This is a genomic window from Rhodoplanes sp. SY1 (assembly GCF_046000175.1).
In the GTDB taxonomy this organism is placed as follows: domain Bacteria; phylum Pseudomonadota; class Alphaproteobacteria; order Rhizobiales; family Xanthobacteraceae; genus Rhodoplanes.
The window spans coordinates 112940-138371 of sequence record NZ_JBEOMB010000007.1 but is presented as its reverse complement, the minus strand read 5'-3'; the positions used below and the strand labels follow the sequence as shown (position 1 = coordinate 138371).

Here is a 25432-nt window from a genome sequence, read left to right as displayed (position 1 = left end):
CGCGAACGTCGACCTCTCCCCGCGCGCGGGGAGAGGTTTTAGGAGGCCGCGCGTCTATCCCCCATACGCCTCGATCGGCGGGCAGGAGCAGATCAGGTTGCGGTCGCCGTGCACGTGGTCGACGCGGTTCACGGCGGCGAAGTACTTGTCGGTGCGCGACACGCCGGCCGGAAACACCGCCTCGGCCCGGGTATAGGCGCGGTCCCAGGCGTCGTCGGCGAGGTCGTGCACGGTGTGCGGCGCGTGGCGCAGCGGCGACTGCTCGATCCCGAGCTTCCCCGCCTCGACGGCGGCGATCTCCTGGCGAATCGCGATCATCGCGTCGACGAAGCGGTCGAGCTCGTGCTTCGATTCCGACTCGGTCGGCTCGATCATCAGCGTCCCGGCGACCGGGAACGACACGGTCGGGGCGTGGAAGCCGTAGTCGATCAGCCGCTTGGCGATGTCGTCGACCGTGACGCCGGTGGTCTCCTTCAGGGCGCGCGGATCGACGATGCACTCGTGCGCGACGCGGCCGTTGTGGTTCTTGTAGAGCACCGGGTAGTGGGGGCCGAGCCGGCGCGCGATGTAGTTCGCCGACAGGATCGCCACCTCGGTGGCACGCTTCAGGCCGGCGTCGCCCATCATCAGCACGTAGGTGTAGGAGATCGGCAGGATCGACGCCGAGCCGTAGGGCGCCGCCGAGACGGCGCCGACCGGCGTGGTGCCGCCGTCGAGCGCCGGGTGGCCGGGCAGGAAGGGCGCGAGATGCGCCTTCACGCCGATCGGCCCCATGCCGGGGCCGCCGCCGCCGTGCGGGATGCAGAAGGTCTTGTGCAGGTTGATGTGGCTGACGTCCGCGCCATAGGCGCCCGGACGCGACAGCCCGACCTGGGCGTTGAGATTGGCGCCGTCGAGATAGACCTGGCCGCCATGGGCGTGGACGATCTCGCACATCTCGCGGATATGCTCCTCGAACACGCCGTGCGTCGACGGATAGGTGATCATGGCGCAGGCGAGCTTTTCCGCGTGCTGCGTCGCCTTGGCCTCGAGGTCGGCGAGATCGACATTGCCGTCGCGGTCGCAGGCGACGACCACGACCTGCATGCCGGCCATCGCGGCGGAGGCCGGGTTGGTGCCGTGCGCCGAGGACGGGATCAGGCAGACGGTGCGGTGCGGTTCGCCGCGCGACGCATGATAGGCGCGGATCGCCAGCAGGCCGGCGAACTCGCCCTGCGAGCCGGCGTTCGGCTGCAGCGACACGGCGTCGTAGCCGGTCAGCACGGCCAGCATCCTTTCCAGCTCGTCGAGCAGGATCTTGTAGCCCTGCGCCTGCTCGGCGGGCGCGAACGGGTGGATGTCGGAAAACTCCGGCCAGGTGATCGGGATCATCTCGGCCGTCGCGTTGAGCTTCATGGTGCAGGAGCCGAGCGGGATCATGGCGCGGTCGAGCGCCAGGTCGCGGTCGGAGAGTTTTCGCAGGTACCGCAGCATTTCCGTTTCGCTGCGGTAGCGGTGGAACACCGGATGCGTCAGGAACGCCGAGGTGCGCACCAGCCCGACCGGCAGCCGCACGTCCGCCTCGCCGGCCATCTCGTCGTAGCGGAACGTGCCGCCGAAGGCGCGCCACACCGCCTCGACCACGGCCTCGTCGGTCGTCTCGTCGACGCTGATGGCGATCGCCGGCGCGTCGCCGAAGGCGCCGGGGGGAATCGCACGCAGGTTGATCTTCTCCGCCCGCGCCTTTTCCAGGATCTCCGACTGCCGGTCGCCGACCGGCACCGTCACGGTGTCGAACATGGCCGCCGACGGCGGCGTGAAGCCGAGCGCGCACAGCCCCGCCGCCAGCACGGCGGCGCGGCGGTGGACTCTTCGGGCGATCTCGGTCAGGCCTTCGGGTCCGTGATAGACGGCGTACATGGAGGAGATGACGGCGAGCAGCACCTGCGCCGTGCAGATGTTGGAGGTCGCCTTCTCGCGCCGGATGTGCTGCTCGCGCGTCTGCAGCGCCAGCCGATAGGCCGGGTTGCCGCGCGCGTCGACCGACAGGCCGACGAGGCGGCCCGGCATGGTGCGCTCGAGCCCCTTGCGCACCGCCATGTAGGCGGCGTGCGGGCCGCCATAGCCCATCGGCACGCCGAACCGCTGCATCGAGCCGATCGCGATGTCGGCGCCGAGCTCGCCGGGCGGCACCAGCAGCGTCAGCGCCAGCGGGTCGGCCGCGAAGGCGACGAGCCCCTTGGCGGCATGGACGCGCGCGACCAGCCCGCGCCAATCGCGCACGGCGCCGTACGTGTCGGGATACTGCACCAGCACGCCGAACACGGCGGCCGGATCGAGGTCGCGCTCCGGATCACCGACGATCAGCGACAGGCCGAGCGGCTCGGCGCGCGTCTTCAGAACCGCGAGCGTCTGCGGGTGGACGGCGGCGTCGACGAAGAAGGCGGCCGCCTTCGCGCCGGCCGAGCGCTTCGCCAGCGCCATCGCCTCGGCCGCCGCGGTCGCCTCGTCGAGCAGCGAGGCGTTTGCGACCGGCAGGCCGGTGAGGTCGCTCACCAGTGTCTGGAAGTTCATCAGCGCCTCGAGGCGCCCCTGGCTGATCTCCGGCTGATACGGCGTGTAGGCCGTGTACCAGGCCGGGTTCTCCAGCACGTTGCGCTGGATGACGGCGGGCAGCACGGTGCCGTGATAGCCCTGGCCGATCAGCGAGACGAACACCTGGTTCTTGGCCGCGATCTCGCGCAGGCGAGCGAGGGCGGCGGTCTCCGACAGCGCCGCGCCGAGCGCCGGCGGGCGCTTGTCGCGGATCGAGGCCGGGATCACGTCGGCGATCAGGGCGTCGAGGCTCCTGGCGCCGACCGTCTCGATCATCACCTCGATGTCGCGCGGGCTCGGGCCGACATGGCGGCGGACGAAGTCGGTGGCCGGGGCGTCGGTCGTCGTCATGCGGATGGGGGCGTTCATGCTCGAGGTCCTGACAGGGGCGATCCGGGCAGCCGCGATCCGGACGATCGCGACCGAGACGATGGGTCGGGTCTGCCGCGATCGTTGGCGCGAGCCGTCCGGAGACGACGACGCGCCGGGCCGCGGAGCGGGCCGGGTGCGGATGCCAGGGCGATGCGCCGTCACGTCGACAGCCGTGCACGCCTGCGAGCGGGCACGTCAGCGGGGGTGATGGACGCGGGCCGGGACTGAAGGGAGGGGCGGTATCGCGGCGCGACCGGTGGTCGCGACTCGACAGGAAGCGCCTTCCGACAAGCTCGGCTCGCCACGGCGCCCCATCTGTCTCTGTGCCTGAGAGTGTTATCCCGTCGGCGGACCCGTCCCGGCTCGTCACCGGGCGGGTCACTTTCCAGATTCACCTGCTCGCGACGGTCCTTTTGCCTGAGAGTTTCCGGGGCGGTTGCTCCTTCGGCGCCGGCCTGGGGCCGGTCTCTCCCGTCGCGAGTACGCGAAACCTCCTTGAACACAGGATCTAGGTGCTTCCTCGATGCCTGCAACGCTCGGAAGAGTCAAGACGGGCGGCTGCCGCACTCTTGGGCATGCACAAAATATCGTCTACGGCCGGGCGTGCACGGGCCGGGAATCAGGCCCAGCTCTTCGGGAACAGGGAGTCGGACGGGGCGAGATGCGCCTCGCCGGCCGTGTCGAGCCGGCGGTAGCGGCCCGAGAAGAACACCAGCGGCCGCGGCGCCGGGGTGTCGCCGATCGCCAGGGCCTCGACCTCGCCGACGAAGATCTCGTGGTCGCCGCCCGGGTGGCGGGCGTGGGCGACGCATTCGAGCACGGCGAGCGAGCCCGCGAGCAGCGGCACGCCGTTGCGGCCGTCGACCGTCTCGACGCCCTCCCAGCGGTCGCCGCTCGGCTTGGCGAAACGATCGGACAGCGCCTCCTGTGCCTCCGAGAGCACGTTGACGGCATAGTGTCGCGCCGCCTGCCAGGCCGGGAAGCTGTTGGCCCGGCGCGCGATGCTGAACAGGATCAGGGGCGGCAGCAGCGAGACGGAGTTGAACGAGCTCACCGTGATGCCGAGCCGGCCGCCGTCCGGGGCGAGCGCCGTCACCACCGCCACCCCGGTCGCGAAGCGGCCGAGGGCCTGGCGGAAGCGGGCCTGATCGAACGGGGCGTCGTGCATGCGGGCGGCGGCTCCTGGGAGGCGTGCGGGCCGCCTTTCCGGCGGGCGACGCCGTGGCGCGGGCAGCCGCTATCAACCAGCTTTGCGGCGCCGCATCAAGCGACCGCTGCCGCCCGGGCGACGCCGGACGGCGGCCCGGCCGAACGACCGGACAGGTCCAGGTTCGGGCGATGGTTCGAGCGTCGGTCCGGTCGCCGTCTCAGGTGACGGCGCGGCGGGTGCGCGGCTGGGCCGCCGGGGCCGCCGCAGGGCGAACGCCGCCGCGACCGGGCCCGTGATGGAGGATGTGCTGGAGCCGCTCGCGCAGATTCTCGATGTGCTTGCGCATGGCGCGGGCGGCGCGCTCCGGATCGCGCGTCTCCATCGCCTCGAGGATGGTGCGGTGCTCGCGCCCGGCGGCGTAGACGTCGACGGTCTGCCACAGGTGCAAATACCAGAAGCGGGTCGAGCGCTCGTGCATCAGGCGGACGAAATCGGCCAGGATGGCGTTGCCGGACATCGCCGACAGCTTGACGTGGAAGGCGCGGTCGGACTCGACGAAGGCATCCAGCGAGCCGCCGCCGTGCCGGCGATTGGTCTTCTCGAGGATCGCGGTGAGCTCCTTGATGTCCTCGCGGGTGCTGTTGGCGACCGCGCGGCGCACCAGCTCGACCTCGACCAGGATGCGGGCGTCGAGAATCTCGACCACCTCGTTGATCGAGTCGGGGCGGACGATGACGCCCTTGCGCGGCACCACCTCGACCAGGCCCTCGACCTGCAGGAGCTGCAGCGCCTGATGCACGGGCGTGCGGCCGAGCTTGAGCAGATCGCAGATCGCCGCCTCGTTGAGATACTGTCCCGGCAGGAAGAACAGGGTGAGGATCATCTCCTTGATCTGCTGATAGGCCCGATCGGACAGCGACGCGCCCTTGTCGCGCTCGCCTCTGTCGCGCTCGCCTCCGCGCTCGCCTCCGTCGCGCTCGCGCTCGCGCCTGTCGCGGAGCTTGCCGTCGCGCTCCCTGTCCTTCTCGGCCGGCGGTGCGGCCTCCGCCGCCGACGCCTTGCGCTTCGGCCGTGTCCCGCGTTCGCCTCGCGTCTGTGGCATCGCCGCCGTCCCGTCGTTTCGAACCCGGTGCGCCTCGAGCTGTCGTCTCGAGTCTCGGTCAGGATCGCGCGGGGAGCGCCCCTTGGTGCGCCGCAAAAGCACCGTCGGCGTCACCGCGACCCCCTGTCGCGTCGACAAAACTCTAGAGGTGTTCGCGGGGCCGCGCCACCCGGTGGAACGCGTGGCCCGCATGCGTCCGGCAGCCTCGGCGCCGCCCCCTGTCCGGAGCGTGTTTCGCCGCACGACGGATTAGCCGCGCCGTGCGAATCGGACCCCTTTGTATGCAGTGCAACACGCCGCGTCCGCGTCGCGCCGATCCCGTTTCGGTGCGTGCGACGGCGTACCGAAACGTCGGCGTCGCCGTCCATTTTTGCAGAGCTGTGCCGTAGGAACCACATCGCCGTTCGCTTCCCCCGCGATCGGCCACCGTTATAATTCGAGCCGCTCGGATCACTTGCGTTCGGGCTTTCTTCGCATCTCCGACCGCCGGGTCACCAACTCACGAAACCTCGAAGCCGGTCCAACGAGGAGCGCTCCATGAGCTATGAACTCGACCACGCCTTTCTCGGAAAGCCGCATCATCAGCTGCCGCGTCGCGTCTACCCGGCGCAGGGCTGTGATTGGCAGTATCGCGTCGACTACGAGCGACTGCGCAAGCAGCGGCTCCAGAAGGCGCGCGAGCAGATGGAGATTCACGATCTCGGGGCGCTGGTGCTCTACGCGGGCGCGAACATCCGCTACATCACCGGCTCGTACCAGGGCAATTGGAAGTACAACATCAACATCCGTTACGCGGTGCTGCCGCGCGGCGGCGATCCGATCCTGTTCGAGACCGCCGGCTCCGACATGCAGTGCGCCCGCATCGACCTGCCGTGGATGCACAAGACGCGCGGCTCCAACATCGCCGAGGGCCTGAAGGGGTCTGCCGCCATCGCGGCCGGCGCCAAGGAGCGCAAGATCGACCCGCTCAACGATCCGGGCTTGATGATGCGCGACAACATCCGCCCGGCCATGACCTGGCAGTGGGCCGAATCGGCCGTGCCCTACATGGCCGAGCGCATGGTCGCCTCGATCTACGAGGTGCTCAAGGAGTACGGCGTCGAGAAGGAGCGCATCGGCGTCGACAATCTCGACATTCCCTCGCTCGAGGCCTTCCAGAAGTTCAAGATCAACATCGTCAACGGCTGGCCCGCGATGTCGGCGGCCCGCGTCGTCAAGACGATCGACGAGATCGAGCTGCTCAAGCAGTCCTCGACCATCGGCGACGCCGCGATGTGGCACATCAAGCACGAGTGGCTGAAGCCCGGCGTCACCGAGCGCCAGATCGAGGCCAAGGTGCACGAGCTGATGCTCAAGCTCGGCTGCGAGATCATCTACGACATCATCGTCGCCTCGGGCGGCAACACCTCGCCCTACCGGCGATGGGCGACCGACAAGATCATCCGGCAGGGCGATCTCGTCATCGTCGACATCAACGCGGTCGGCCCCTCCGGCTACTTCATCGACTACGTGCGCTGCTTCAAGTGCGCCGCCAAGATGACGCAGAAGGAGATCGACCTCTACAAGCAGACCTACGACTCGATGTATGCCGGCATCGAGATGCTCAAGCCCGGCAACTCGACGGCCGACGTCGCCGCCAAGTTCCCGGAATACGACGACGACACCTACGGCACCGTCACGCTGCAGCAGTTCGCCCACTCGATCGGCATCACGCTGTACGAAGGCATGTGGATCTCGCGCGCCTACTCGCTCAGCCAGCCGGCCGAGATCAAGGAGAACATGTACTTCGCGATCGAGACCTTCGCGGGCCATCCGGAGCTCGAGCAGACGACCCGTCTCGAGGAGAACGTGCTGGTCGGCCCGACCGGCCCAATCGTCTTCACGCTGATGGAGCACATGGAGGAGGCCGTCGGCAACTACGACCGGCCCGGCCTGCACCATCCCTCCCTGGTGAAGTAGACGACGAGCCGGAGCGCGGCGTCCCCGCGCTCCGGTCCGACCGTCCGGCGCTGCTGCGCCGGGGCGACCGCATCGGCACCGGACCGGTGCGCAGCCGGCGTGCCACGGCATCGCGTCACGACGGCCCGCGGCACGGCCGGTCGTGATACGATCGGTCTCGACACGATCGATCGTGACGCACTTTACCGCATTGCCGGAGGCCCCGGACCGGCGCAGCGTTCGACCGCCAGACGAGCCGCATTTCTTTCATTTCGGCTTCAATAACAAGACCCAATAACAAGACCCGTCGCAGACAGAGAGGAACACGGACATGAGAAAGCTATGGGGTCTGCTCGCCGTTTCCGCATTGTGCAGTTTCATGGCGCCCGGACTCGCCGAGGCCCAGAGCACCAAGACCGCCAAGATCGGCATCCTGCTGCCCCTCACCGGCCCGTTCGCCGCCGTCGCCGAGACCCAGAAGCAGGGCGCCCTGCTCGCCGTCGACGTGATCAACAAGCGCGGCGGCCTCGACATGCCGGAGGGCAAGACCATGCTCGAGGGCGTGGTCGACGACGACGAGGCCAAGCTCGACGTCGGCGTGCGCCGCTATCGCTATCTGGTCGACCAGGGCGTCAAGGGCGTCGGTGGCCAGACCTGGGCCCCGCTCGCCTACGCCATCAACGCGCTCGTCTCGCGTGACCCGAAGCCGTACTTCCCGGTCTGCGTCCAGGCCAAGGAGGCGTTCACCAAGGGCAAGATCGCGCCCTCCACCTTCGCGGCCGCCTACTCGCCGTGGACGGTCGGCTACATGGCCGGGACCCAGGCCGTGAAGACGCTCGGCAAGAAGAAGATCTTCTTCCTGGCCCGCTCCGACTCGTGGGGCTGGGACATTCGCGACGGCGTCGAGGCGGCGGCCAAGCAGTACGGCGCCGAGATCGTCGGCCGCGACGAGGCGCCGCTCGGCACCACCGATTTCACCACCATCCTGCAGAAGGTGAAGGCGGCGAAGCCGGACGTGTTCATCGCGGCGCAGTTCGCCGCCGACTCGGTCGCGCTCCTCAAGCAGGTCCAGCAGATGGGCCTCAACAAGGAGATGACGATCTTCAACGCCTTCATCACCAACGTGGTGGCGAAGGGGCTGCCGCCGGAGGCGCTCGCCGGCGTCTATGCGATGCACTACTTCTACTACGACCTCGCCGGCTTCCCGGACCAGGAGGTGGCCAAGCAGGCGGCCGACTTCACCAAGCTGTTCCGTGACAAGTACGGCTATCCGCCGGACGCCTACGCGGCGATCGCCTACATCGCCTACATGGAGATGTTCCGCGGCTTCGAGCAGTCGAAGTCCTGGGATGCGGCCAAGGTGACGGCGGCCCTGATGGCGAACAACGGCAAGTTCGACAGCGTCAAGGGACCCGCGTCGTGGCGCGAGGACCATCAGGCGGCGTTCAAGTACGGCGCCTTCCTGGTCAAGGGCAAGGGTCCGGGCGAGCAGAAGAACGAGTGGGATCTGTTCTCGGTCGAGGGATCGATGGGCGGCGAGGAGATCCTGCCGCCGTTGAAGTCGCTCGGCTACTGATCTCTCCGACCCGTAAGGGACCGGCCGAATCGCCGGTCCCCGCTTCCCCAGTGCACGGCGGCCGGGCGGCTCTCGCCGCCCGCCGCGACCAGACACGAGGAACACCGTGACCACGGACCCGCGCGCCGAGATCATCCGGGCGGAGGGCGTCACCAAGCGCTTCAAGGGCCTCGTCGCCGTCGACAATGTGAGCTTCGTGCTGCGCGAGTTCGACGTGGCCGGCATCATCGGCTCGAACGGCGCCGGAAAGACGACGTTCTTCAACCTCCTCACCGGCTACTATCCGCCCGACGAGGGACGCATCCTGTTCAAGGGGCAGGACGTCACCGCGATGCCGCCCGAGAAGCGGGTCGACCTCGGCATGATGCGGACGTTCCAGCTCACCGCCACCTTCGACAGCCTCACCGTGGTCGACAACCTGGTGCTGTCCTATGTGCGGGCCTACGAGAAGCCGTCGCTCCCGGCGCTGTTCTTCAGCACCTGCCGGAGCCGGCGCGACCACCCGAAGGTCGTCGAGACGCTCGAGACCTTCAATCTCGGCCATCTGCGCAATCGCGTCGTCAAGAACCTGAGCCTGGGCGAGAAGCGGCGGCTGGAGATCGCCATGTCGATCCTGGCCGAGCCGGCTCTCCTGCTGCTCGACGAGCCGCTCGCCGGACTCGCCGAGACCGAGATCCGGATGCTGCTCGACGTGCTCAAGGCGCGCGTCGGCCGCCAGACCATCCTGATCGTCGAGCACAAGCTCTCCCACGTGCAGGACTTCCTGCAGCGCCTCACGGTGATGCACGAGGGCCGGGTGATCGCCGAGGGTCCGTGCGACGAGTGCCTGCGCCATCCCGAGGTGCGGCGCAGCTACTGGCAGATCGCCACCGAGGCGGGTGAAGGCGAGGCCGTGTCATGAGCGTCGCGACCAACGGCCATGTCCTCGACGTGAAGGGCCTGAACGCCGCCTACGGCGAGTCGAAGGTGCTGTTCGACATCGGCATCGCGGTGCGCGACCGCGAGGTCGTCGGCTGCGTCGGCCGCAACGGCGCCGGCAAGTCGACGCTGCTCAAGAGCATCGCCGGCTTCCTGCGGCCGACCGCCGGCACGGTCGAGTCGGAGGGCGTCGATCTCGTCGGCCGCACCGCCTACGCGATCGCCGGCATGGGCATCAAATACGTGCCGCAGGACAAGAAGGTGTTCTCCGACCTGACGGTGCGGGAGAACCTCGAGCTCGGCTCCTACGCCTCCGGCGACTACGACTGGGATCCGGTGCTCGTCTTCTTCCCGAAGCTGAAGGTGCTGATGGACCGCAAGGCCGGCTATCTGTCCGGCGGCGAGCGGCAGATGCTGATGATCGGCCGTGCGATCCTGGGCAAGCCGAAGCTCCTCCTGGTCGACGAGCCGACCGAGGGTCTCGCGCCGTCGATCGTCTCGCACCTGAAGGACGTCTTCCGCGAGCTGTCGAAGAGCGCGGCGCTCGTCATCGTCGAGCAGAACCTGCCGATGATCTGCGCCATCGCCGACAAGATCTACGCCCTCAACGAGGGCCGGCTGGTGGCCGAGCTCACCGAGCGCGAGCAGATCAAGCCCGAGGTCTGCGAGCCGTATCTCTAGGGAGCGTCCACGATGGCCCGAACTTCATCCGTCACCCTGGGGTGCTCGGCCGCAGGCCGAGCCTCGAAGGGCGACGGCCCGGGCCGTCCATCCTTCGAGGCCCGGCTTCGCCGGGCACCTCAGGATGACGGATTGGGGTATGGCCGCCCGGCTGCGGCCGAGAGAGGGATTGTCCGATGAGCGTCCTGCGCTGGTGGTCGGGGCTGGTGGTGGCTTTCGGGCTGCTGATCGTGCTCCGGTTCGTGCTGCCGCTGCCCTTCAACAACGAGATCATCATCTTCGCCATCTACGTGATGGGCTGCAACTTCCTGCTCGGCCGCGTCGGCTTCATCTCGTTCGGCCAGCCGGCCTATCTCGCGTCCGGCGCCTACGGGGCGGCGTTCTATCTCTACTACTTCGGCACCAACCCGTATGTCGGCATCCTGGTCGGCATCGTCGCGGGGCTTCTGGTGGCGGCGCTGGTCGGGCCGCTGTTCGTGCGGCTGCGCTCCGACTATTTCGCGCTCGTCAACCTGGCCCTCGCCGTCATCATCTTCTTCATGATGCAGAAGATGCTGGCGAGCGTCACGTTCGGCGACAACGGCCTGGAGCTCTTGACCCGGATGGACTCGACCCCGGTGCTCGACATCACCCGGCCGGCCGATTTCTGGCTCTTCGCCTTCCTGTGCTGCTTCGGCATCTGGGCGCTGTACAAGTATCTGGACGACTCGGTGTTCGGCGCCTGCTGCCTCGCCGCCAAGGCCAACGAGGACAAGCTGCGCTTCCTCGGCTACAGCAACTACGGCATCCGGCTGATGGCCTTCGTGGTCGCCAACACGACGACGGCTTTCGCGGGCGCCCTCTACGCCATCCACCAGGGCCTGGTGAGTCCCGAGATGTCGAGCCCGGCGCGCGCCGCCGATCCGGTCGTCGTCACCATCCTGGGCGGCGTCGGCACGCTCTACGGTCCGCTGGTCGGCTCGATCGCCTTCGTCGGCATGAAGGACCTGATCAGCAAGATGGTCGGCCACTGGGAGCTGATCGTCGGCTTCCTGCTGGTGTTCGTGATGCTGGCCGGCGAGCGCGGCATCTGGGGCTCGCTCGAGCCGCTGCTGCGCCGCCTGGTGCTGCGTCAGCGCGATGCCGACGCGCCGGCCGAGACGGCCGAGCGTCCGGCCGATGCGGGAGTGAAAGCGCGATGATGGATCTTCAACTGCTCCTCTCCGGCGTCATCTTCGGCCTCAGCATGGGGAGCATCTTCTTCCTCATGACGGTCGGCCTGTCGCTGTGCTTCGGCCTGATGCGCATCATCAGCCTCGACCAGCTCCTCTACTACTCGGTCGGCGCCTATCTCACCTACTCGATCAGCGCCATGATCGGCAGCGTCTGGCTCGGCGCGCTGGTCGGGGTGGTCGGCGCCGGCGTCACGGCGCTGCTGGTCGAGCGTTTCGTGTTCCTGCGCATCTACGCGCGCGACATCACCTTCTCGATGATCACGTCGTTCGGCATCCTGATCGGCGGCATCGGCATCATCAAGGCGGTGTGGGGCCTGGTGCCGCGGCCCGTGCCGGTGCCGATCGAGGCGCAGTGGGACATCCTGGGCACCGAGGTCCCGGTCTACCGGCTGGTCGTCGTGGTGCTGGCGCTCCTCGTCTATGCGGGGATCTGGCTGTTCCTCAACAAGACCATCATCGGCAAGGCGATCCGGGCCGGCATCGAGGACGTCGAGCATGTCGAGGGGCTGGGCATCAACGTCTACCGGCTGTTCACCCTCACCTTCGTGATCGCCGGCGCCCTGTCCGGCCTCGCCGGGGGCCTGCACGCGCCGCTGATCATGGTGTTCCCCGACATGGGGCTCGAGGTGCTCGCCTTCGCCTTCATGGTGGTGATCATCGGCGGGCTCGGCAGCATCAAGGGCACGTTCATCTCGGCCTTCCTGGTCGGCCAGGTGGTGTCGATCGGCTCGCTCGTCTACGCGCCGCTCGCCCAGATGGCGCCGTTCGCCATCATGCTGCTGATCCTGCTGATCAAGCCGACCGGCCTCTACGGCAGCGCGCTGCTCAAGCGCTGAGCAGACGCCGGTCGATCATCTTCTGGTCATTCCGGGCCGCGGCGAAGCCGCGAACCCGGAATCCGCCGACAGTCACCGAGTTTCGGGTTGGATTCCGGGTTCGGCGCTGCGCGCCGCCCCGGAATGACCGATGAACCGATCGGGGCGATCACCACCAGCCGGCGCCGGCCTCCACGGTCGCCGCCGGCCGGCGCTCGCGGGCGCCGTGCAGGGCGGCGAGGACGCGGCGCTTGACAGCATCCCACGCGGCCGAGTCCCGGTCGCGCGGGCGCAAGAGGTCGACGGCGATCTCCTCGGCGATGCGACCCGGCCGCGGCCGCATCACGACGATGCGGTCGGCGAGCGCGATCGCCTCGTCGACATCGTGGGTGACGACGAGGAGCGTCGGCTCGGCGTCGTGCCACAGGTCGAGCAGGTGATCCTGGAGGTCGGCGCGGGTGAAGGCGTCGAGCGCCGAGAACGGCTCGTCGAGCAGCAGCACCTCGGGCCGAGTCACGAGCGCGCGGGCCAGCGCGACGCGCTGCGCCTGCCCGCCCGACAGCTCGCGCGGCCAGACGCCCGCCTTGTCGGCGAGACCGACCCGGGCGAGCTGCGCCGCCACCCGGGCGTCGCGCGCCTCGCGGGGCAGCGCCGCGAGGCCGAAGCCGACATTGTCGGCCACGGTGAGCCACGGCAGCAGCCGCGGCTCCTGGAACACCATCCCGACCTTCTCGTGCGGCGCCCTGATCTCCTCGCCGTCCAGCGCGATCGTCCCGTCGGTCGGGCGGTCGAGCCCGGAGACGAGCCGCAGCATCGTCGACTTGCCGCAGCCGGAGCCGCCGACCACGGCGACGATCTCGCCGAGCGGCACCGACAGCGACACCCGATCGAGCGCCCGCACGCCGTTGGCGTAAGTCTTGCCGAGGTTTTCCAGGATCAGCATGGCGGGCTCATCGAGTTATTAGCTGATCTGATCTGTTCGGCTGGCGCTGCTCCCCCCACCCCTGGCGCGCGGAGCGCGTCGGGGGTGGGGGGCTCTTCGGCGTCGGCAAATTGCAGAGCATCACCGCGGCTCCTCCGCCGCCACCACGTCCTGCCAGCGCAGGAACGGCGCCGTGGCGGCGACGAGGATCCAATCGGTGGTCTTGCCGAGGATCGCGAAGGCGACGATGGCGGCGACGATCTGGGCCGGCTTGCCGAGCTGCTGGCCGTCGACCAGCAGATAGCCGAGCCCTTCGCCGGCGCCCATGAACTCGGCGGCGACGACGAACATCCAGCCGAGCCCGAGCCCGGCCCGCAGCGACACGACGAAGCTCGGCAGCACGGCCGGCAGCAGGATCCGGCGCACCATCGCGGGGCCGGAGAGGCGGAAGATGCGGCCGACCTCGACGACCTTGCGGTCGACCGCGACGATCGCGCCCATCACGCCGAGATAGACCGGGAAGAACACGCCGACCGCGATCAGCGCCACCTTGGAGGCCTCGAAGATGCCGAGCCACAGGATGAACAGCGGCACCCAGGCGATCGACGGGATGGCGCGCAGCGCCTGCAGGGTCGGGTCGAGGAGCGAGCGGGCGAGCCCCGAGTATCCGGCGATCGCGCCCATGACGGTGCCGGCGAGCGCGCCGAACCCGAAGCCGGCGGCGACGCGGGCCACGGTCGCGGCGGTGTGGCGCGCCAGCTCCCCGGTGACGGCGAGATCCGCGAAGGTCTCGGCGATGCGCGAGGGCGGCGGCACCAGGCGGCCGTCCGACAGGCCGGCCCGCACCGCCAGCTCCCAGCCGAGCGCGGCGACCACTGGCACGACGAGGCCGAGCACGACGCCGCGCCAGCGCCGGCGCTTCGTCTCGCGGCGCGGACGGCCGGAGACGCCGGCCTGGGCCGGCGCGGCGATCCGCACGCTGTCGATCTCGGCGCTCATCGCGACGGCGGCATGTGACGCAACGCGCGAGCCCGGATCAATTTCCGGCCGCCGCCAGGCGGTCCTCGATCAGGGCGTCGACGGTCGCCTTCACGTCCACGGTCGGCGCGATCACGCCGGCCTGCTGGAGCGCGAGCCCGGCCGCCAGGATCGACTCGCGCTGCGGCGCGCCGATGCGGCTGTGGGTCAGCTCGGTGCGCTCCTTGAGCTGCTTCTCGACCACGGCCTCGGGCAGCTTGGTGACGGCCATGAAAGTCTTCTTCAGCCCCTCGGGATCGGCGAGCGCCTGCTTGCGGGCCTCCTCGTAGACGGCGAGCACGCGCGCCACCAGGGCGGGATGGTCCTTCAGGAAGGCCTCGCGGACATTGAGGATGCCCCAGGTGTTGGCCTCCGGCTTGCGATGGACCAGCACCGCGCCGTCCTCCACCTCGGCCTGCGCCATCATCGGGTCGAGGCCGGCCCAGGCGTCGACGTCGCCGCGGATCAGCGCGGTCTTGCCGTCCGGGTGCTGCAGCAGCACCGGCTTGATGTCGCGCTCGGTGAGTCCGGCGTCGAGCAGGGCGCGGACCAGGAAGATGTGCGGATCGGTGCCGCGCGTCACGGCGACGCGCTTGCCCTTCAGGTCGGCGACCGACTTGATGGGCGAGTCCTTGCGGGTGACGAGCGCGGTCCACTCCGGGCGCGAGTAGACGTAGATCGACTTGATCGGGTTGCCGTTGATCTTCGCCACCAGGGCGGCGGAGCCCGCGGTCGAGCCGAAGTCGATCGAGCCGGCGTTGAGGAACTCCAGCGCCTTGTTGGAGCCGAGCGACTGCACCCAGCGCACCGCGATGCCGTCCTTGGCGAGCTCCTTCTCCAGGAGCCCCTTGTCCTTGAGCACCAGCGACACCGGATTGTAGGTCGCCCAGTCGATCCGGATCTCCTTCGGCGTGTCGGCCGCGACGGCGGGCGCGACGGCGAAGGGCAGGACGAGGGCACCGGCCAGGAGACCGGCCGCGGCACGGCGCGACAGTGACGACATGAGGAACCTCCGCGCGTCGGGGTGGCCGGGCGCCCGCGCGGCGGCCCGGATCAGGGACGGGACTCGGGACAGGACGTGGCTTGCGATTCTCGAAGCTGCCGCCGTCGAAACCCGGCCGGCGACATGCGTGAAAACCCTGACGCAACCTCGGCGAATGGTCAATAATACAGGAATTACTTGTATTTAGCGGTTCGGAGCATGGTCTTCTCCGAAGTCCAGGCACCGGCAGAACACTGTTCTTCGCGCCGGTCCGGCACCCGGTGGCGGCGGCCGTGACGCGTGGCCGTGACACGATGCGCCGGGTTCGCTATCCAGGGGCATGACCGACATGAAGACCCGGCCGCTCCGCCCCGAATGCGAGCTGTTCGACGTCGAGGCCGTCGCGGCCGATCTCGACCGTCTCGCCGACGAGCATCAGGGACGCGAACGCGAGCTGCGCATCGCCGTCGCGCAGCGGCTCAAGGCGGTGGTCGGCGACGGCCGCACCAAGGCCGAGCAGATGCTGCTCGCCGACAAGCACGGCCGCCGCTGCGCCGAGCGGCTGTGCCAGATGCAGGACGCGGTGATCGCGATCCTCTACGGCTTCGCCACGACGCACCTGTACGCGACCCAGAATCCATCCGAGGCCGAGCACATGGCCGTGGTCGCCACCGGTGGCTATGGCCGCGGCCTGATGGCGCCGGGCTCGGACATCGATCTCCTGTTCCTGCTGCCCTACAAGCAGACCGCCTGGGGCGAGTCGATCGCCGAGGCGATCCTCTACTGCCTGTGGGACATGGGCCTGAAGGTCGGCCACGCCACGCGCTCGATCGACGAGAGCATTCGCCAGGCCAAGGCCGACATGACGATCCGCACCGCGATCCTCGAGTCGCGCTTCCTGTTCGGCGAGCAGAGCCTGTTCGACGAGCTGGTCACCCGCTTCGACAAGCAGGTGGTGCAGAACACCGGCCCGGAATTCGTCGCCGCCAAGCTCGCCGAGCGCGAGGACCGGCTCAAGCGGGTCGGCCAGTCGCGCTACCTGGTCGAGCCGAACGTGAAGGACGGCAAGGGCGGCCTGCGCGACCTGCACACGCTGTTCTGGATCGCCAAGTACGTCTACCGGGTGCGCACCCCGGAGGAGCTGGTCGAGCGCGGCGTGTTCGACCGCCAGGAGTTCAAGCTGTTCCAGCGCTGCGAGGACTTCCTCTGGTCGGTGCGCTGCCACATGCATTTCGTCACCGGACGGGCCGAGGAACGGCTGTCCTTCGACATCCAGCGCGATCTCGCGGTCCGGCTCGGCTACACCGAGCACCCGGGCATGCAGGACGTCGAGCGCTTCATGAAGCACTACTTCCTGATCGCCAAGGACGTCGGTGACCTCACCGCGATCCTGTGCGCGGGCCTGGAGAGCCGGCACCAGAAGGACGTGCCGATGCTCAACCGCTTCGTCAACCGCCTGCGGCCGCGGCCGCAGCGGACGCTGCGCGAGAGCGACGACTTCATCGTCGACAACAACCGCATCAACATCGCCGATCCGGACGTCTTCTCGCGCGATCCGAAGAACCTGATCCGCATCTTCCATCTCGCCCAGAAGCATTCGCTCGCCTTCCATCCGGACGCGATGCGCACCGCGACGCGCTCGCTCAAGCTGATCGACAAGCAGCTGCGCGCCGACCCGGAGGCGAACCGCCTCTTCCTCGAGATCCTCACCGGCCGCAACGACACCGAGATCGTGCTGCGGCGGATGAACGAGGCCGGCGTGCTCGGCCGCTTCATCCCCGAGTTCGGCCGCGTCGTCTCGATGATGCAGTTCAACATGTATCACCACTTCACCGTGGACGAGCATCTGTTGCGCTGCATCGGCGTGCTGGCCGAGATCGAGGCCGGGCAGAGCGAGGAGTACGGCCTCTCCAACGAGCTGATCCGCAGCATCCAGCCGGAGCACCGCGATCTGCTCTACGTCGCGCTGTTCCTGCACGACATCGCCAAGGGTCGCCCCGAGGACCACTCGATCGCCGGCGCCAGGATCGCCCGCCATCTCTGCCCGCGGCTCGGACTCTCGGCGGCCGACACCGAGACGGTGGCGTGGCTGGTCGAGTATCACCTCGTGATGTCGACCATCGCGCAGTCGCGCGACCTCTCCGACCGCCGCACCATCGAGAACTTCGTCCAGATCGTGCAGTCGCTCGAGCGCATGAAGCTGCTCACCATGCTGACCACGGCCGACATCAAGGCGGTCGGTCCGGGCGTGTGGAACAGTTGGAAGTCGCAGCTCCTGCGCGCCCTCTACTACGAGGCCGAGCCGGCCCTCACCGGCGGCTTCTCGGAGGTCAACCGGGCGCAGCGCGTTTCCGCCGCGCAGACCGCGTTCCGCAAGGAGATCGCGTCCGTGACCGACTGGCCGCCCGAGCAGGTCGACAAGTATGTCGGCCGCCACTACCCGGCCTACTGGCTCAAGGTCGATCTCGCCTCGCAGGTCGGCCACGCCCGCTTCGTCCACGAGACCGAGGCGACCGGGGTGCCGCTCGCCACCCGCTTCGCCTTCGACCAGAGCCGCGGCGTCACGGTGCTGACCGTGCTGGCGCCGGACCACCCGTGGCTCCTGTCGGTGATCGCCGGCGCCTGCGCGTCGGCCGGCGCCAACATCGTCGACGCCCAGATCTATACGACCACCGACGGGCTCGCGCTCGACACCATCTCGGTGTCGCGCGAGTTCGAGCGCGACGACGACGAGGCGCGCCGCGCCGCCCGCATCACCGAGGCGATCGAGAAGGCGCTGCGCGGCGACATGAAGGTGCCGGACATGCTGGCCAAGCGCCAGCCGGGCCGTGCCCGCATCCGCGCCTTCCGGGTCGAGCCCGAGGTGTCGGTCAACAATCAGTGGTCGCACCGCTACACCGTGGTCGAGGTGTCGGGCCTCGACCGGCCGGGCCTGCTCTACGAGCTCACCTCGACGCTGTCGAAGCTCAACCTCAACATCACGTCGGCCCACGTCGCGACCTTCGGCGAGCGCGCCGTCGACGTGTTCTACGTCACCGACCTGATGGGCGCCCGCATCACCTCGCCGACTCGCATCGCCACGATCAAGCGGGCGCTGCTGCAGCCCTTCGCGCCGCGCGTCGACCGCTCGCCGACGATCGAGGCGAGCGACGCCTCGGCCCTGATGGGGTAGGGCGGGTCGGCGTCGGGGCGGCGGAGCGTCGCGGAGGGCGACCGGCCGGGCGGGCCTCCCGCCTTTCGGCCAATTGCCACGGCGGGGGCGACGCGCTACGACTCGGACGATCCCAAGCCGACATCCCTAGACGAACATCAAGAAAACGCCACCGACCCCCCGGTGCCTCGTCCGATGGCCAAGACCAGCGCGGGACGTTACTTCGAGGACTTTCGCATCGGTGACGTGATTCGGCATGCCGTGCCGCGCACCGTCACGACCGGCGACGTGGCGCTGTACACGGCGCTGTACGGCCCGCGCTTCGCGGTGCAGAGCTCCGACGCCTTCGCCCAGGCGATCGGCTACCCGCGGTCGCCGATCGACGACCTCCTCGTGTTCCACCTCGTGTTCGGCAAGACCGTGCCGGACATCTCGCTCAACGCCGTCGCCAATCTCGGCTACGCCGAGGGGCGCTTCCTCGCCACCGTCTATCCGGGCGACACGCTGACCGCGACCTCCGAGGTGATCGGTCTCAAGGAGAACTCGAGCCGTCGCACCGGCGTCGTCTATGTCCGCTCGACCGGCTGGCGCCAGGATGGCACCAAGGTCCTGGACTACGTGCGCTGGGTGATGGTCAACAAGCGCGACGAGGCGGCCAGGCCCCACACCGAGCTGGTGCCCGAGCTGGCGACCACGGTCGACCCGGCGAGCCTCGGCGCCGCCTGCCCGACGATCCATGCCGCGGGATGGGATTTCGGCCTGTCCGGCGCGCCCCACCGGTTCGACGACTACGCGGTCGGTGAGAAGATCGATCACGTCGACGGGATGACGGTCGAGGATGCCGAGCACCAGCTGTCGACGCGCCTCTACCAGAATACGGCCAAGGTCCACTTCAACCACTTCGCCCAGGTGCGCACCCGGATCGGCCGCCGGCTGATCTATGGCGGTCACGTCATCTCGCTCGCACGCGCCCTGTCCTACAACGGCCTCGCCAACGTCTTCCATGTCGCGGCGATCAACAGCGGCGCCCATGTTTCACCGCTGTTCGCCGGCGACACCGTGTTCGCCTGGTCGGAGGTGCTCGGCAAGGCGGAGCTGCCCGGCCGCAGCGACGTCGGGGCGCTGCGCCTGCGCCTCGTCGCGACCAAGGATCGCACCTGCGAGGAGCACCCGCTGCGGGCCGGCCACGACTACGAGCCGGGCGTCATCCTCGACCTCGACTACTGGGCGCTGATTCCGCGCTGATCCCGCGCCGAGCCGGCGCGCCGCCGCCGGCTCCGCCGGCCGAGACGGCGCGCGCGGGCCGCATCCGCGACGCGTGTTTTTTCCGCACCGCGCACGCGGGTTTCCACGCATTGAAATCGTGCCGTCGTGCGGCACAGTCGACCGTCGCCCGCCGGGGTGTTCGGAGACGTCCCCGGCATGCAATCACAAGGACCCCGGCATCCACCGCAGGCCGTCGATTGGGCATTGCACAACAGGCGCGCTTCTGCTTCAAGGGACAAGCCTTCATTGGAGCAATTCCATGGCTGAACGCCCGGCGCGGGTCGAGCGGCCGCTTTCGCCGCACCTCCAAATCTATCGTCTGACCTTCACGTTCCTGATGTCCGGCTTCCACCGGGTCACCGGGATCGTTTTGTATGTCGGCTTCCTCCTCGTCGTGTGGTGGCTGCTGGCCGCCGCCTCGGGGCCGAACGCCTATGCCTGGATCCAGTGGTTCATGAGCACCTGGATCGGCCGGCTGGTGCTGCTCGGCTTCTCGTGGGGCCTGATCCACCACTCGCTCGGCGGCGTCCGCCATCTGATCTGGGACACCGGCCGCGGCTTCGCGCCCAACGAGCGCGAGTGGCTCGCCCGCATGACCCTGATCGGCTCGATCTCGCTCACCCTGCTCGCCTGGATCATCGGCGGCTTCGTGATGGGAGGCCTGCGATGAAGTCGACCAGCATCCGCACCCCGATCGGCAAGGTGCGCGGCCTCGGCTCGGCCAAGTCCGGCACCGAGCACTGGTGGGAGATGCGGCTCACCTCGATCGCGCTGCTGCCGCTGACGCTGGCCGCGATCGTCATCGTGATCTCGCTGATCGGCCGCAACCACGCCGCCGTCGTCCAGATTCTCGGATCGCCCTTCGTCGCGATCACCATGCTGTTGTGGGTCTACACGGTCACGCTGCACATGCGCCTCGGCCTGCAGTCGGTGATCGAGGACTACATCCACGGCAAGGCGATGAAGACGGGCCTGCTGATCGCCAACACGTTCCTCACCATCGTGGTCTGGCTGGCCTGCACGTACGCGATCCTCAAGCTTTCCTTCGGAGTCTGATCGATGGCCGTCAACGGTTCCGGAAACGGCGGCGCGCCGGCGGTGAACGGCCGGGCCTATCCGCTGGAGGACCACACCTACGACGTGGTGGTGGTGGGCGCTGGCGGCGCGGGCCTGCGGGCCGTCGTCGGCTGCAGCGAGGCGGGGCTGCGCACCGCCTGCCTGACCAAGGTGTTCCCGACCCGCTCGCACACGGTGGCGGCGCAGGGCGGGATCTCGGCGGCGCTCGGCAACATGGGGCCGGACGACTGGCGCTGGCACATGTACGACACCGTCAAGGGGTCGGACTGGCTCGGCGACCAGGACACCATCGAGTACATGTGCCGGAACGCGCCGGCCGCCGTCTACGAGCTCGAGCACTGGGGCGTGCCCTTCTCCCGCACCGAGGAGGGCAAGATCTACCAGCGGCCGTTCGGCGGCATGACGACGAACTACGGCCAGGGCATCGCCCAGCGCACCTGCGCGGCGGCCGACCGCACCGGCCACGCGATGCTGCACACGCTGTACGGCGCCGCGCTGAAGCACTCGGCCGAGTTCCTGGTCGAGTATTTCGTCCTCGACCTGATCATGGACGACGAGGGCGCCTGCCGCGGCGTCATCGCGCTCAACATGGACGACGGGACGCTGCACCGCTTCCGCGCCCAGATGACCATCCTGGCGACCGGCGGCTACGGGCGGGCCTATCTCTCCTGCACGGGCGCCCACACCCAGACCGGCGACGGCAACGCCATGGTGCTGCGCGCCGGCCTGCCGCTGCAGGACATGGAGTTCGTCCAGTTCCACCCGACCGGCATCTACGGCTCGGGCTGCCTGATCACCGAAGGCTCGCGCGGCGAGGGCGGCTACCTCGTCAACTCCCAGGGCGAGCGCTTCATGGAGCGCTACGCGCCCTCCGCCAAGGATCTGGCCTCGCGCGACGTCGTCTCGCGCGCCATGACGATCGAGATCCGCGAGGGCCGCGGGGTTGGCAAGAACAAGGACCACATCTTCCTGCACCTCGACCACCTGGACCCGAAGATCCTGCAAGAGCGTCTCCCCGGCATCTCGGAGAGCGCCAAGATCTTCGCCGGCGTCGACGTGACCAAGGAGCCGATCCCGGTCATCCCGACCGTCCACTACAACATGGGCGGCATCGCCACGAACTATCACGGCGAGGCGGTGATCCGGAAGGACGGCAACCCCGACTACATCGTCCCGGGCCTGATGGCGCTCGGCGAGGCCGCCTGCGTGTCGGTGCACGGGGCCAACCGGCTCGGCTCCAACTCGCTGATTGACCTCGTGGTGTTCGGTCGCGCCGCGGCACTGCGCTGCGCCGAGGTGCTGGAGCCCGGCGCCAGCCAGCCGACCCTCTCGGCGGCCGAGACCGACAAGGCGCTCGCCCGCCTCGACCGCTTCCGCAACGCCAACGGCTCGACCCCGACGGCCGAGCTGCGCGCCCGCATGCAGCGGGTGATGCAGTCCAACTGCGCTGTGTTCCGCACCGGCGAGGTGCTGACCGAGGGCGTCAAGCTGATCGACGAGGTGCTGGCCGGCGCCGCCGACGTGAAGGTGTCGGACCGTTCGCTGATCTGGAACACCGACCTGATCGAGACGCTCGAGTTCGACAATCTGATCGCCCAGGCGGTCGTGACCATGAACTCCGCCGTGAACCGCCAGGAAAGCCGCGGCGCGCACGCCCGCGAGGACTTCCCGGAGCGCGACGACAAGGAGTGGATGAAGCACACGCTGGCGTGGCTCGATCCGGAGAGCCGCAAGGTGACGATCGACTACCGCCCGGTGCACACCTACACGATGACGAACGAGGTGTCGTACATCGAGCCGAAGGCGAGGGTTTACTGACATGGTCGAATTCACCCTGCCAAAGAACTCGCGGGTCGGCGACGGCAAGGTGTGGCCGAAGCCGGACGGCGCCACCAACACGCGCGAGTTCCGCGTCTATCGCTGGAATCCGGACGACGGGAAGAACCCGCGGGTCGACACCTTCACGGTCGATCTCGACGACTGCGGGCCGATGGTCCTCGACGCGCTGTTGTGGATCAAGAACAAGGTCGATCCGACGCTGACGTTCCGGCGCTCGTGCCGCGAGGGCATCTGCGGCTCCTGCGCCATGAACATCGACGGCGTCAACACGCTCGCCTGCACCAAGGACATGGGCGAGATCAAGGGCGCCGTGAAGGTGCTGCCGCTGCCGCACCAGCCGGTGGTCAAGGATCTGGTCCCCGACCTCACCAACTTCTTCGCCCAGCACGCGCTGGTGCAGCCCTGGCTGCAGACCGCGACGCCGGCGCCCGAGAAGGAGTGGATCCAGAGCAAGCACGACCGCGAGATGCTCGACGGTCTCTACGAGTGCATCCTCTGCGCCTGCTGCTCGACCTCGTGCCCGGAATACTGGTGGAACCCGGACCGCTATCTCGGTCCCGCCGCGCTCCTGCACGCCTATCGCTGGGTCATCGACTCGCGTGACGAGGCGGCCGGCGAGCGGCTCGACGAGCTCGAGGATCCGTTCCGCCTCTATCGCTGCGTCACCATCATGAACTGCTCGAAGGCGTGCCCGAAGGGCCTCAACCCGGCCAAGGCGATCGCCGAGCTGAAGAAGATGATGATCGAGCGCCAGAAGACCTGAACCGGTCATCTGCCTCGCGGTTTTTCCGGGACGGCCCGCGGGTCGTCCCGGAGCTTTTATGGAGAACAAAACATGATCGATCATGTCGGCTTCCCGGTGGCGGACTACGCGGTCTCGCGCGCCTTCTACGCCGCCGCGCTGGCGCCGCTCGGCTATTCGCTGATCATGGAGTTCGGCCCGGACGAGACCGACATGGGCCACGCCGCCGCGGGCTTCGGGCGGGACGGCAAGCCGGACTTCTGGATCGGCGGCGAGGGCGGCCTCACCGGCGTGCTGCATGTCGCGCTCGCGGCGCCCGACCGCGTCACGGTCGACGCCTTCCACGCGGCGGCGCTCGCGGCCGGCGGCCGCGACAACGGCGGGCCGGGCCTGCGGCCGCACTATCATCCGAGCTATTACGCCGCCTTCGTGCTCGATCCCGATGGCCACAACATCGAAGTCGTCTGCCACGTCCCGGCGTGACCGTCACGAGGTGGCGTCGCGCCCATGCGGGCGTCGCGCCCATGCGGGCGTCGCGCCCTGCGGGCGTCGCCGTCGCGGCTCGGAACCTCGTTCGAACGCGCCGGGTTTGTCCGGAGCGACGAACGAGGGACGCATGCAGGACATCGATCCGCGCCGGCCGGAGCCGGGAACCGCCATCGTCATGGCCTCCGATCCGACCGGTCCAAAAATTCCGCCCGGACCCGACCCGCAGCCGGTCCCGCCGGCTCCGGTCGAGCCGCCGGTGCCCGGGCCGGCCGGCCCGCGCAGCCCCTATCCGGTGAACGATCCCGGCATCGCCGACCCGACCCAGCCCGGCTCGGAGCCCGACTACGTGCCACCGATTCCGCCCGGTGGACCCGGGCAGATGTAGCCGAGCAAGAGAGAGCGGCCGTCGTTCCGGGGCGCGGGCCCGAAGGGTCGCCAGCCCGGAACCCATACGCCCGGTGTCAGTGGCTTACGGAAGACAGGGGTTATGGATCCCGGGCTCGGCGCTGACGCGCCGCCCCGGGATGACCGGGAGTGTCCGGATAATCGATCAGCGGACACAGGCTCCCGCTCTCCGGCGCCAGCATCTGCTCCAGCTTCTCGGGCAGGTCGAAGAACGGCACCGCCGGCGCGAGCAGCGCGTCGAGGCGGTCGTCGGCGAGCAGAGCGAGCGCGGCTTCGAGCCGGCGCCGGTACGACCAGCGCGGCCGGCGCGACGGCGCGACCTGGCCGACCTGCGACGATTTGAGCGTCAGCCGCCGGCTGTGGAAGGCGCCGCCGAGCGGCGCGGTGACCGCCCCCTCGCCGTACCAGCTCAGCTCCAGCACGGTCGCCTCGAGCCCGGCGAGCGACAGCGCCGTCGCGAGACCCGCCGCGCTGGCGCTCGCATGGATCACCAGGTCGCAGTCGATGCAGCGCTCCGGCACCGCGTCGGGGGTCGCGAAGCGCACCCCCAGCGCCGCCGCCGTGACGGCGCGCTCCGGCGCGATGTCGACGAGCGTCACGTCGGCGCCCGGCAATCGGGCGCAGAGGTATGCGACCAGAAGCCCCACCACGCCGGCCCCGACCACGGCGATCCGGTCGGCTGGCCCGGCCGAAGAATCCCACACCGCGTTGAGGGCCGTCTCCATGTTGGCGGCCAGCACGGCGCGGCACGCCGGCACGCCGTCCGGCACCGGCACCGCGGCCTCGGCGGGGAGGACGAACCGGGTCTGATGCGGGAACAGGGCGAAAACCAGCCGCCCGCGCAAATCCGGCCGCCCCGCTTCGACGTAACCCACCGTCGAATAGCCGTATTTGACCGGGAACGGAAAGCCGCCGGACATGAACGGCGCTCGCATGCGGTCGTGCTCGGCGACCGGCACGCGGCCGTGCAGCACGAGGCGCTCGGTGCCCCGGCTGACGACGCCGTGCCGGGCCCGGACCAGGACCTCGTCGGGTCCGGGCGCGGTCAGCGTCTCGCGGCGGATCTCGGCGCGGCCGGGGGCGACCGTCCATAGGGCGTCGGCCTGCAGGGGATCGGCCGGTGCGGCGTCGGTGGGGGCGGAGAAGGACCGAGGTGGGCGTGTCACTCGCATATCCGTTATTGGACCCGGGAACCGCCCCAT

General features: G+C 69.1%; 21 protein-coding genes and 1 riboswitch. Of the genes, 14 read left to right on the top strand and 7 right to left on the bottom strand.

Features of this window, described 5'->3' with window-relative positions; genetic code table 11:
• Window positions 1-54 precede the first annotated feature (54 nt).
• From gcvP to ABTU92_RS02615, 3 genes are all read right to left on the bottom strand, one after another.
• On the bottom strand, window positions 55-2943 hold the full coding sequence (gcvP, locus tag ABTU92_RS02625) for an aminomethyl-transferring glycine dehydrogenase (RefSeq protein ID WP_408087384.1): 2889 nt from the start codon (window positions 2941-2943) through the stop codon (window positions 55-57).
• A 398-nt stretch (window positions 2944-3341) separates the two neighbouring features.
• Window positions 3342-3430: riboswitch (glycine riboswitch) on the bottom strand.
• 135 nt (window positions 3431-3565) lie between these two features.
• Entirely contained in the window at window positions 3566-4114 is a 549-nt protein-coding gene (locus tag ABTU92_RS02620; protein WP_408087382.1) for a flavin reductase family protein, read from the bottom strand.
• A 199-nt stretch (window positions 4115-4313) separates the two neighbouring features.
• Window positions 4314-5198 carry a GntR family transcriptional regulator gene (locus tag ABTU92_RS02615; RefSeq protein ID WP_408087380.1) on the bottom strand — a complete coding sequence of 295 codons (885 nt, stop codon included), beginning with the start codon at window positions 5196-5198 and terminating at the stop codon, window positions 4314-4316.
• 537 nt (window positions 5199-5735) lie between these two features.
• Here ABTU92_RS02615 and ABTU92_RS02610 point away from each other — a divergent pair.
• From ABTU92_RS02610 to ABTU92_RS02585, 6 genes are all read left to right on the top strand, one after another.
• Window positions 5736-7157 (top strand): M24 family metallopeptidase, encoded by a 1422-nt coding sequence (locus ABTU92_RS02610; RefSeq protein WP_408087378.1) that lies wholly within the window; start codon window positions 5736-5738, stop codon window positions 7155-7157.
• A 310-nt stretch (window positions 7158-7467) separates the two neighbouring features.
• Complete coding sequence (locus ABTU92_RS02605) at window positions 7468-8712, top strand: ABC transporter substrate-binding protein (protein ID WP_408087376.1); 1245 nt, start codon at window positions 7468-7470, stop codon at window positions 8710-8712.
• A 106-nt stretch (window positions 8713-8818) separates the two neighbouring features.
• A complete protein-coding gene (locus ABTU92_RS02600) occupies window positions 8819-9613 on the top strand; it encodes an ABC transporter ATP-binding protein (protein ID WP_408087374.1) in 795 nt (264 codons plus the stop codon).
• Window positions 9610-10311, top strand: a complete 702-nt coding sequence (locus tag ABTU92_RS02595; RefSeq protein WP_408087372.1) for an ABC transporter ATP-binding protein — start codon at window positions 9610-9612, stop codon at window positions 10309-10311. Before ABTU92_RS02600 ends, ABTU92_RS02595 begins: the two co-directional genes overlap by 4 nt.
• 176 nt (window positions 10312-10487) lie before the next feature.
• Window positions 10488-11492, top strand: a complete 1005-nt coding sequence (locus ABTU92_RS02590; protein ID WP_408087370.1) for a branched-chain amino acid ABC transporter permease — start codon at window positions 10488-10490, stop codon at window positions 11490-11492.
• The gene (locus tag ABTU92_RS02585) at window positions 11489-12361 is read left to right on the top strand and encodes a branched-chain amino acid ABC transporter permease (RefSeq protein WP_408087368.1); all 873 of its coding nucleotides are present in this window, start codon (window positions 11489-11491) and stop codon (window positions 12359-12361) included. Before ABTU92_RS02590 ends, ABTU92_RS02585 begins: the two co-directional genes overlap by 4 nt.
• A gap of 148 nt (window positions 12362-12509) precedes the next feature.
• Here ABTU92_RS02585 and ABTU92_RS02580 read toward each other — a convergent pair whose 3' ends face one another.
• From ABTU92_RS02580 to ABTU92_RS02570, 3 genes are all read right to left on the bottom strand, one after another.
• Entirely contained in the window at window positions 12510-13283 is a 774-nt protein-coding gene (locus ABTU92_RS02580) for an ABC transporter ATP-binding protein (RefSeq protein ID WP_408087366.1), read from the bottom strand.
• A 120-nt stretch (window positions 13284-13403) separates the two neighbouring features.
• The gene (locus ABTU92_RS02575; RefSeq protein ID WP_408087364.1) at window positions 13404-14261 is read right to left on the bottom strand and encodes an ABC transporter permease; all 858 of its coding nucleotides are present in this window, start codon (window positions 14259-14261) and stop codon (window positions 13404-13406) included.
• A gap of 37 nt (window positions 14262-14298) precedes the next feature.
• Window positions 14299-15282, bottom strand: coding sequence for an aliphatic sulfonate ABC transporter substrate-binding protein (locus ABTU92_RS02570; protein WP_408087362.1), 984 nt, complete (start codon window positions 15280-15282; stop codon window positions 14299-14301).
• A gap of 319 nt (window positions 15283-15601) precedes the next feature.
• Here ABTU92_RS02570 and ABTU92_RS02565 point away from each other — a divergent pair, with 319 nt between their 5' ends.
• From ABTU92_RS02565 to ABTU92_RS02530, 8 genes are all read left to right on the top strand, one after another.
• Window positions 15602-18433 (top strand): [protein-PII] uridylyltransferase, encoded by a 2832-nt coding sequence (locus tag ABTU92_RS02565; RefSeq protein WP_408087360.1) that lies wholly within the window; start codon window positions 15602-15604, stop codon window positions 18431-18433.
• A gap of 174 nt (window positions 18434-18607) precedes the next feature.
• The gene (locus tag ABTU92_RS02560; RefSeq protein WP_408087358.1) at window positions 18608-19657 is read left to right on the top strand and encodes a MaoC family dehydratase; all 1050 of its coding nucleotides are present in this window, start codon (window positions 18608-18610) and stop codon (window positions 19655-19657) included.
• A gap of 280 nt (window positions 19658-19937) precedes the next feature.
• A complete protein-coding gene (sdhC, locus tag ABTU92_RS02555) occupies window positions 19938-20348 on the top strand; it encodes a succinate dehydrogenase, cytochrome b556 subunit (protein ID WP_111356833.1) in 411 nt (136 codons plus the stop codon).
• Window positions 20345-20734, top strand: coding sequence for a succinate dehydrogenase, hydrophobic membrane anchor protein (sdhD, locus tag ABTU92_RS02550; RefSeq protein ID WP_408087356.1), 390 nt, complete (start codon window positions 20345-20347; stop codon window positions 20732-20734). The genes sdhC and sdhD overlap by 4 nt, the downstream gene beginning before the upstream one ends.
• Window positions 20735-20737: 3 nt before the next feature.
• Window positions 20738-22573, top strand: a complete 1836-nt coding sequence (gene sdhA, locus ABTU92_RS02545) for a succinate dehydrogenase flavoprotein subunit (protein WP_408087354.1) — start codon at window positions 20738-20740, stop codon at window positions 22571-22573.
• Between the two features lies 1 nt (window position 22574).
• Entirely contained in the window at window positions 22575-23357 is a 783-nt protein-coding gene (locus ABTU92_RS02540) for a succinate dehydrogenase iron-sulfur subunit (RefSeq protein WP_408087352.1), read from the top strand.
• Between the two features lie 72 nt (window positions 23358-23429).
• Entirely contained in the window at window positions 23430-23819 is a 390-nt protein-coding gene (locus ABTU92_RS02535; RefSeq protein WP_408087350.1) for a VOC family protein, read from the top strand.
• Between the two features lie 181 nt (window positions 23820-24000).
• A complete protein-coding gene (locus ABTU92_RS02530; RefSeq protein ID WP_111356840.1) occupies window positions 24001-24210 on the top strand; it encodes a hypothetical protein in 210 nt (69 codons plus the stop codon).
• Between the two features lie 100 nt (window positions 24211-24310).
• On the opposite strand, the gene ABTU92_RS02525 is transcribed toward ABTU92_RS02530, so the two are convergent.
• Window positions 24311-25402: a zinc-dependent alcohol dehydrogenase gene (locus tag ABTU92_RS02525; protein ID WP_408087348.1), complete on the bottom strand. Its 1092-nt coding sequence runs from the start codon at window positions 25400-25402 to the stop codon at window positions 24311-24313.
• Between the last annotated feature and the right edge of the window lie 30 nt (window positions 25403-25432).

Bases quoted from the DNA above. Each gene is read 5' to 3' on its own strand.
- ABTU92_RS02570 (WP_408087362.1), bottom strand. From the start codon at position 15,282: ATGTCGTCACTGTCGCGCCGTGCCGCGGCCGGTCTCCTGGCCGGTGCC.
- ABTU92_RS02605 (WP_408087376.1), top strand. From the start codon at position 7,468: ATGAGAAAGCTATGGGGTCTGCTCGCCGTTTCCGCATTGTGCAGTTTC.
- sdhA (WP_408087354.1), top strand. From the start codon at position 20,738: ATGGCCGTCAACGGTTCCGGAAACGGCGGCGCGCCGGCGGTGAACGGC.
- ABTU92_RS02590 (WP_408087370.1), top strand. From the start codon at position 10,488: ATGAGCGTCCTGCGCTGGTGGTCGGGGCTGGTGGTGGCTTTCGGGCTG.
- ABTU92_RS02575 (WP_408087364.1), bottom strand. From the start codon at position 14,261: ATGAGCGCCGAGATCGACAGCGTGCGGATCGCCGCGCCGGCCCAGGCC.
- ABTU92_RS02580 (WP_408087366.1), bottom strand. From the start codon at position 13,283: ATGCTGATCCTGGAAAACCTCGGCAAGACTTACGCCAACGGCGTGCGG.
- ABTU92_RS02525 (WP_408087348.1), bottom strand. From the start codon at position 25,402: ATGCGAGTGACACGCCCACCTCGGTCCTTCTCCGCCCCCACCGACGCC.
- ABTU92_RS02530 (WP_111356840.1), top strand. From the start codon at position 24,001: ATGGCCTCCGATCCGACCGGTCCAAAAATTCCGCCCGGACCCGACCCG.
- ABTU92_RS02615 (WP_408087380.1), bottom strand. From the start codon at position 5,198: ATGCCACAGACGCGAGGCGAACGCGGGACACGGCCGAAGCGCAAGGCG.
- ABTU92_RS02610 (WP_408087378.1), top strand. From the start codon at position 5,736: ATGAGCTATGAACTCGACCACGCCTTTCTCGGAAAGCCGCATCATCAG.
- ABTU92_RS02620 (WP_408087382.1), bottom strand. From the start codon at position 4,114: ATGCACGACGCCCCGTTCGATCAGGCCCGCTTCCGCCAGGCCCTCGGC.
- sdhC (WP_111356833.1), top strand. From the start codon at position 19,938: ATGGCTGAACGCCCGGCGCGGGTCGAGCGGCCGCTTTCGCCGCACCTC.
- ABTU92_RS02585 (WP_408087368.1), top strand. From the start codon at position 11,489: ATGATGGATCTTCAACTGCTCCTCTCCGGCGTCATCTTCGGCCTCAGC.
- sdhD (WP_408087356.1), top strand. From the start codon at position 20,345: ATGAAGTCGACCAGCATCCGCACCCCGATCGGCAAGGTGCGCGGCCTC.
- ABTU92_RS02595 (WP_408087372.1), top strand. From the start codon at position 9,610: ATGAGCGTCGCGACCAACGGCCATGTCCTCGACGTGAAGGGCCTGAAC.
- ABTU92_RS02540 (WP_408087352.1), top strand. From the start codon at position 22,575: ATGGTCGAATTCACCCTGCCAAAGAACTCGCGGGTCGGCGACGGCAAG.
- ABTU92_RS02560 (WP_408087358.1), top strand. From the start codon at position 18,608: ATGGCCAAGACCAGCGCGGGACGTTACTTCGAGGACTTTCGCATCGGT.
- ABTU92_RS02565 (WP_408087360.1), top strand. From the start codon at position 15,602: ATGACCGACATGAAGACCCGGCCGCTCCGCCCCGAATGCGAGCTGTTC.
- gcvP (WP_408087384.1), bottom strand. From the start codon at position 2,943: ATGAACGCCCCCATCCGCATGACGACGACCGACGCCCCGGCCACCGAC.
- ABTU92_RS02535 (WP_408087350.1), top strand. From the start codon at position 23,430: ATGATCGATCATGTCGGCTTCCCGGTGGCGGACTACGCGGTCTCGCGC.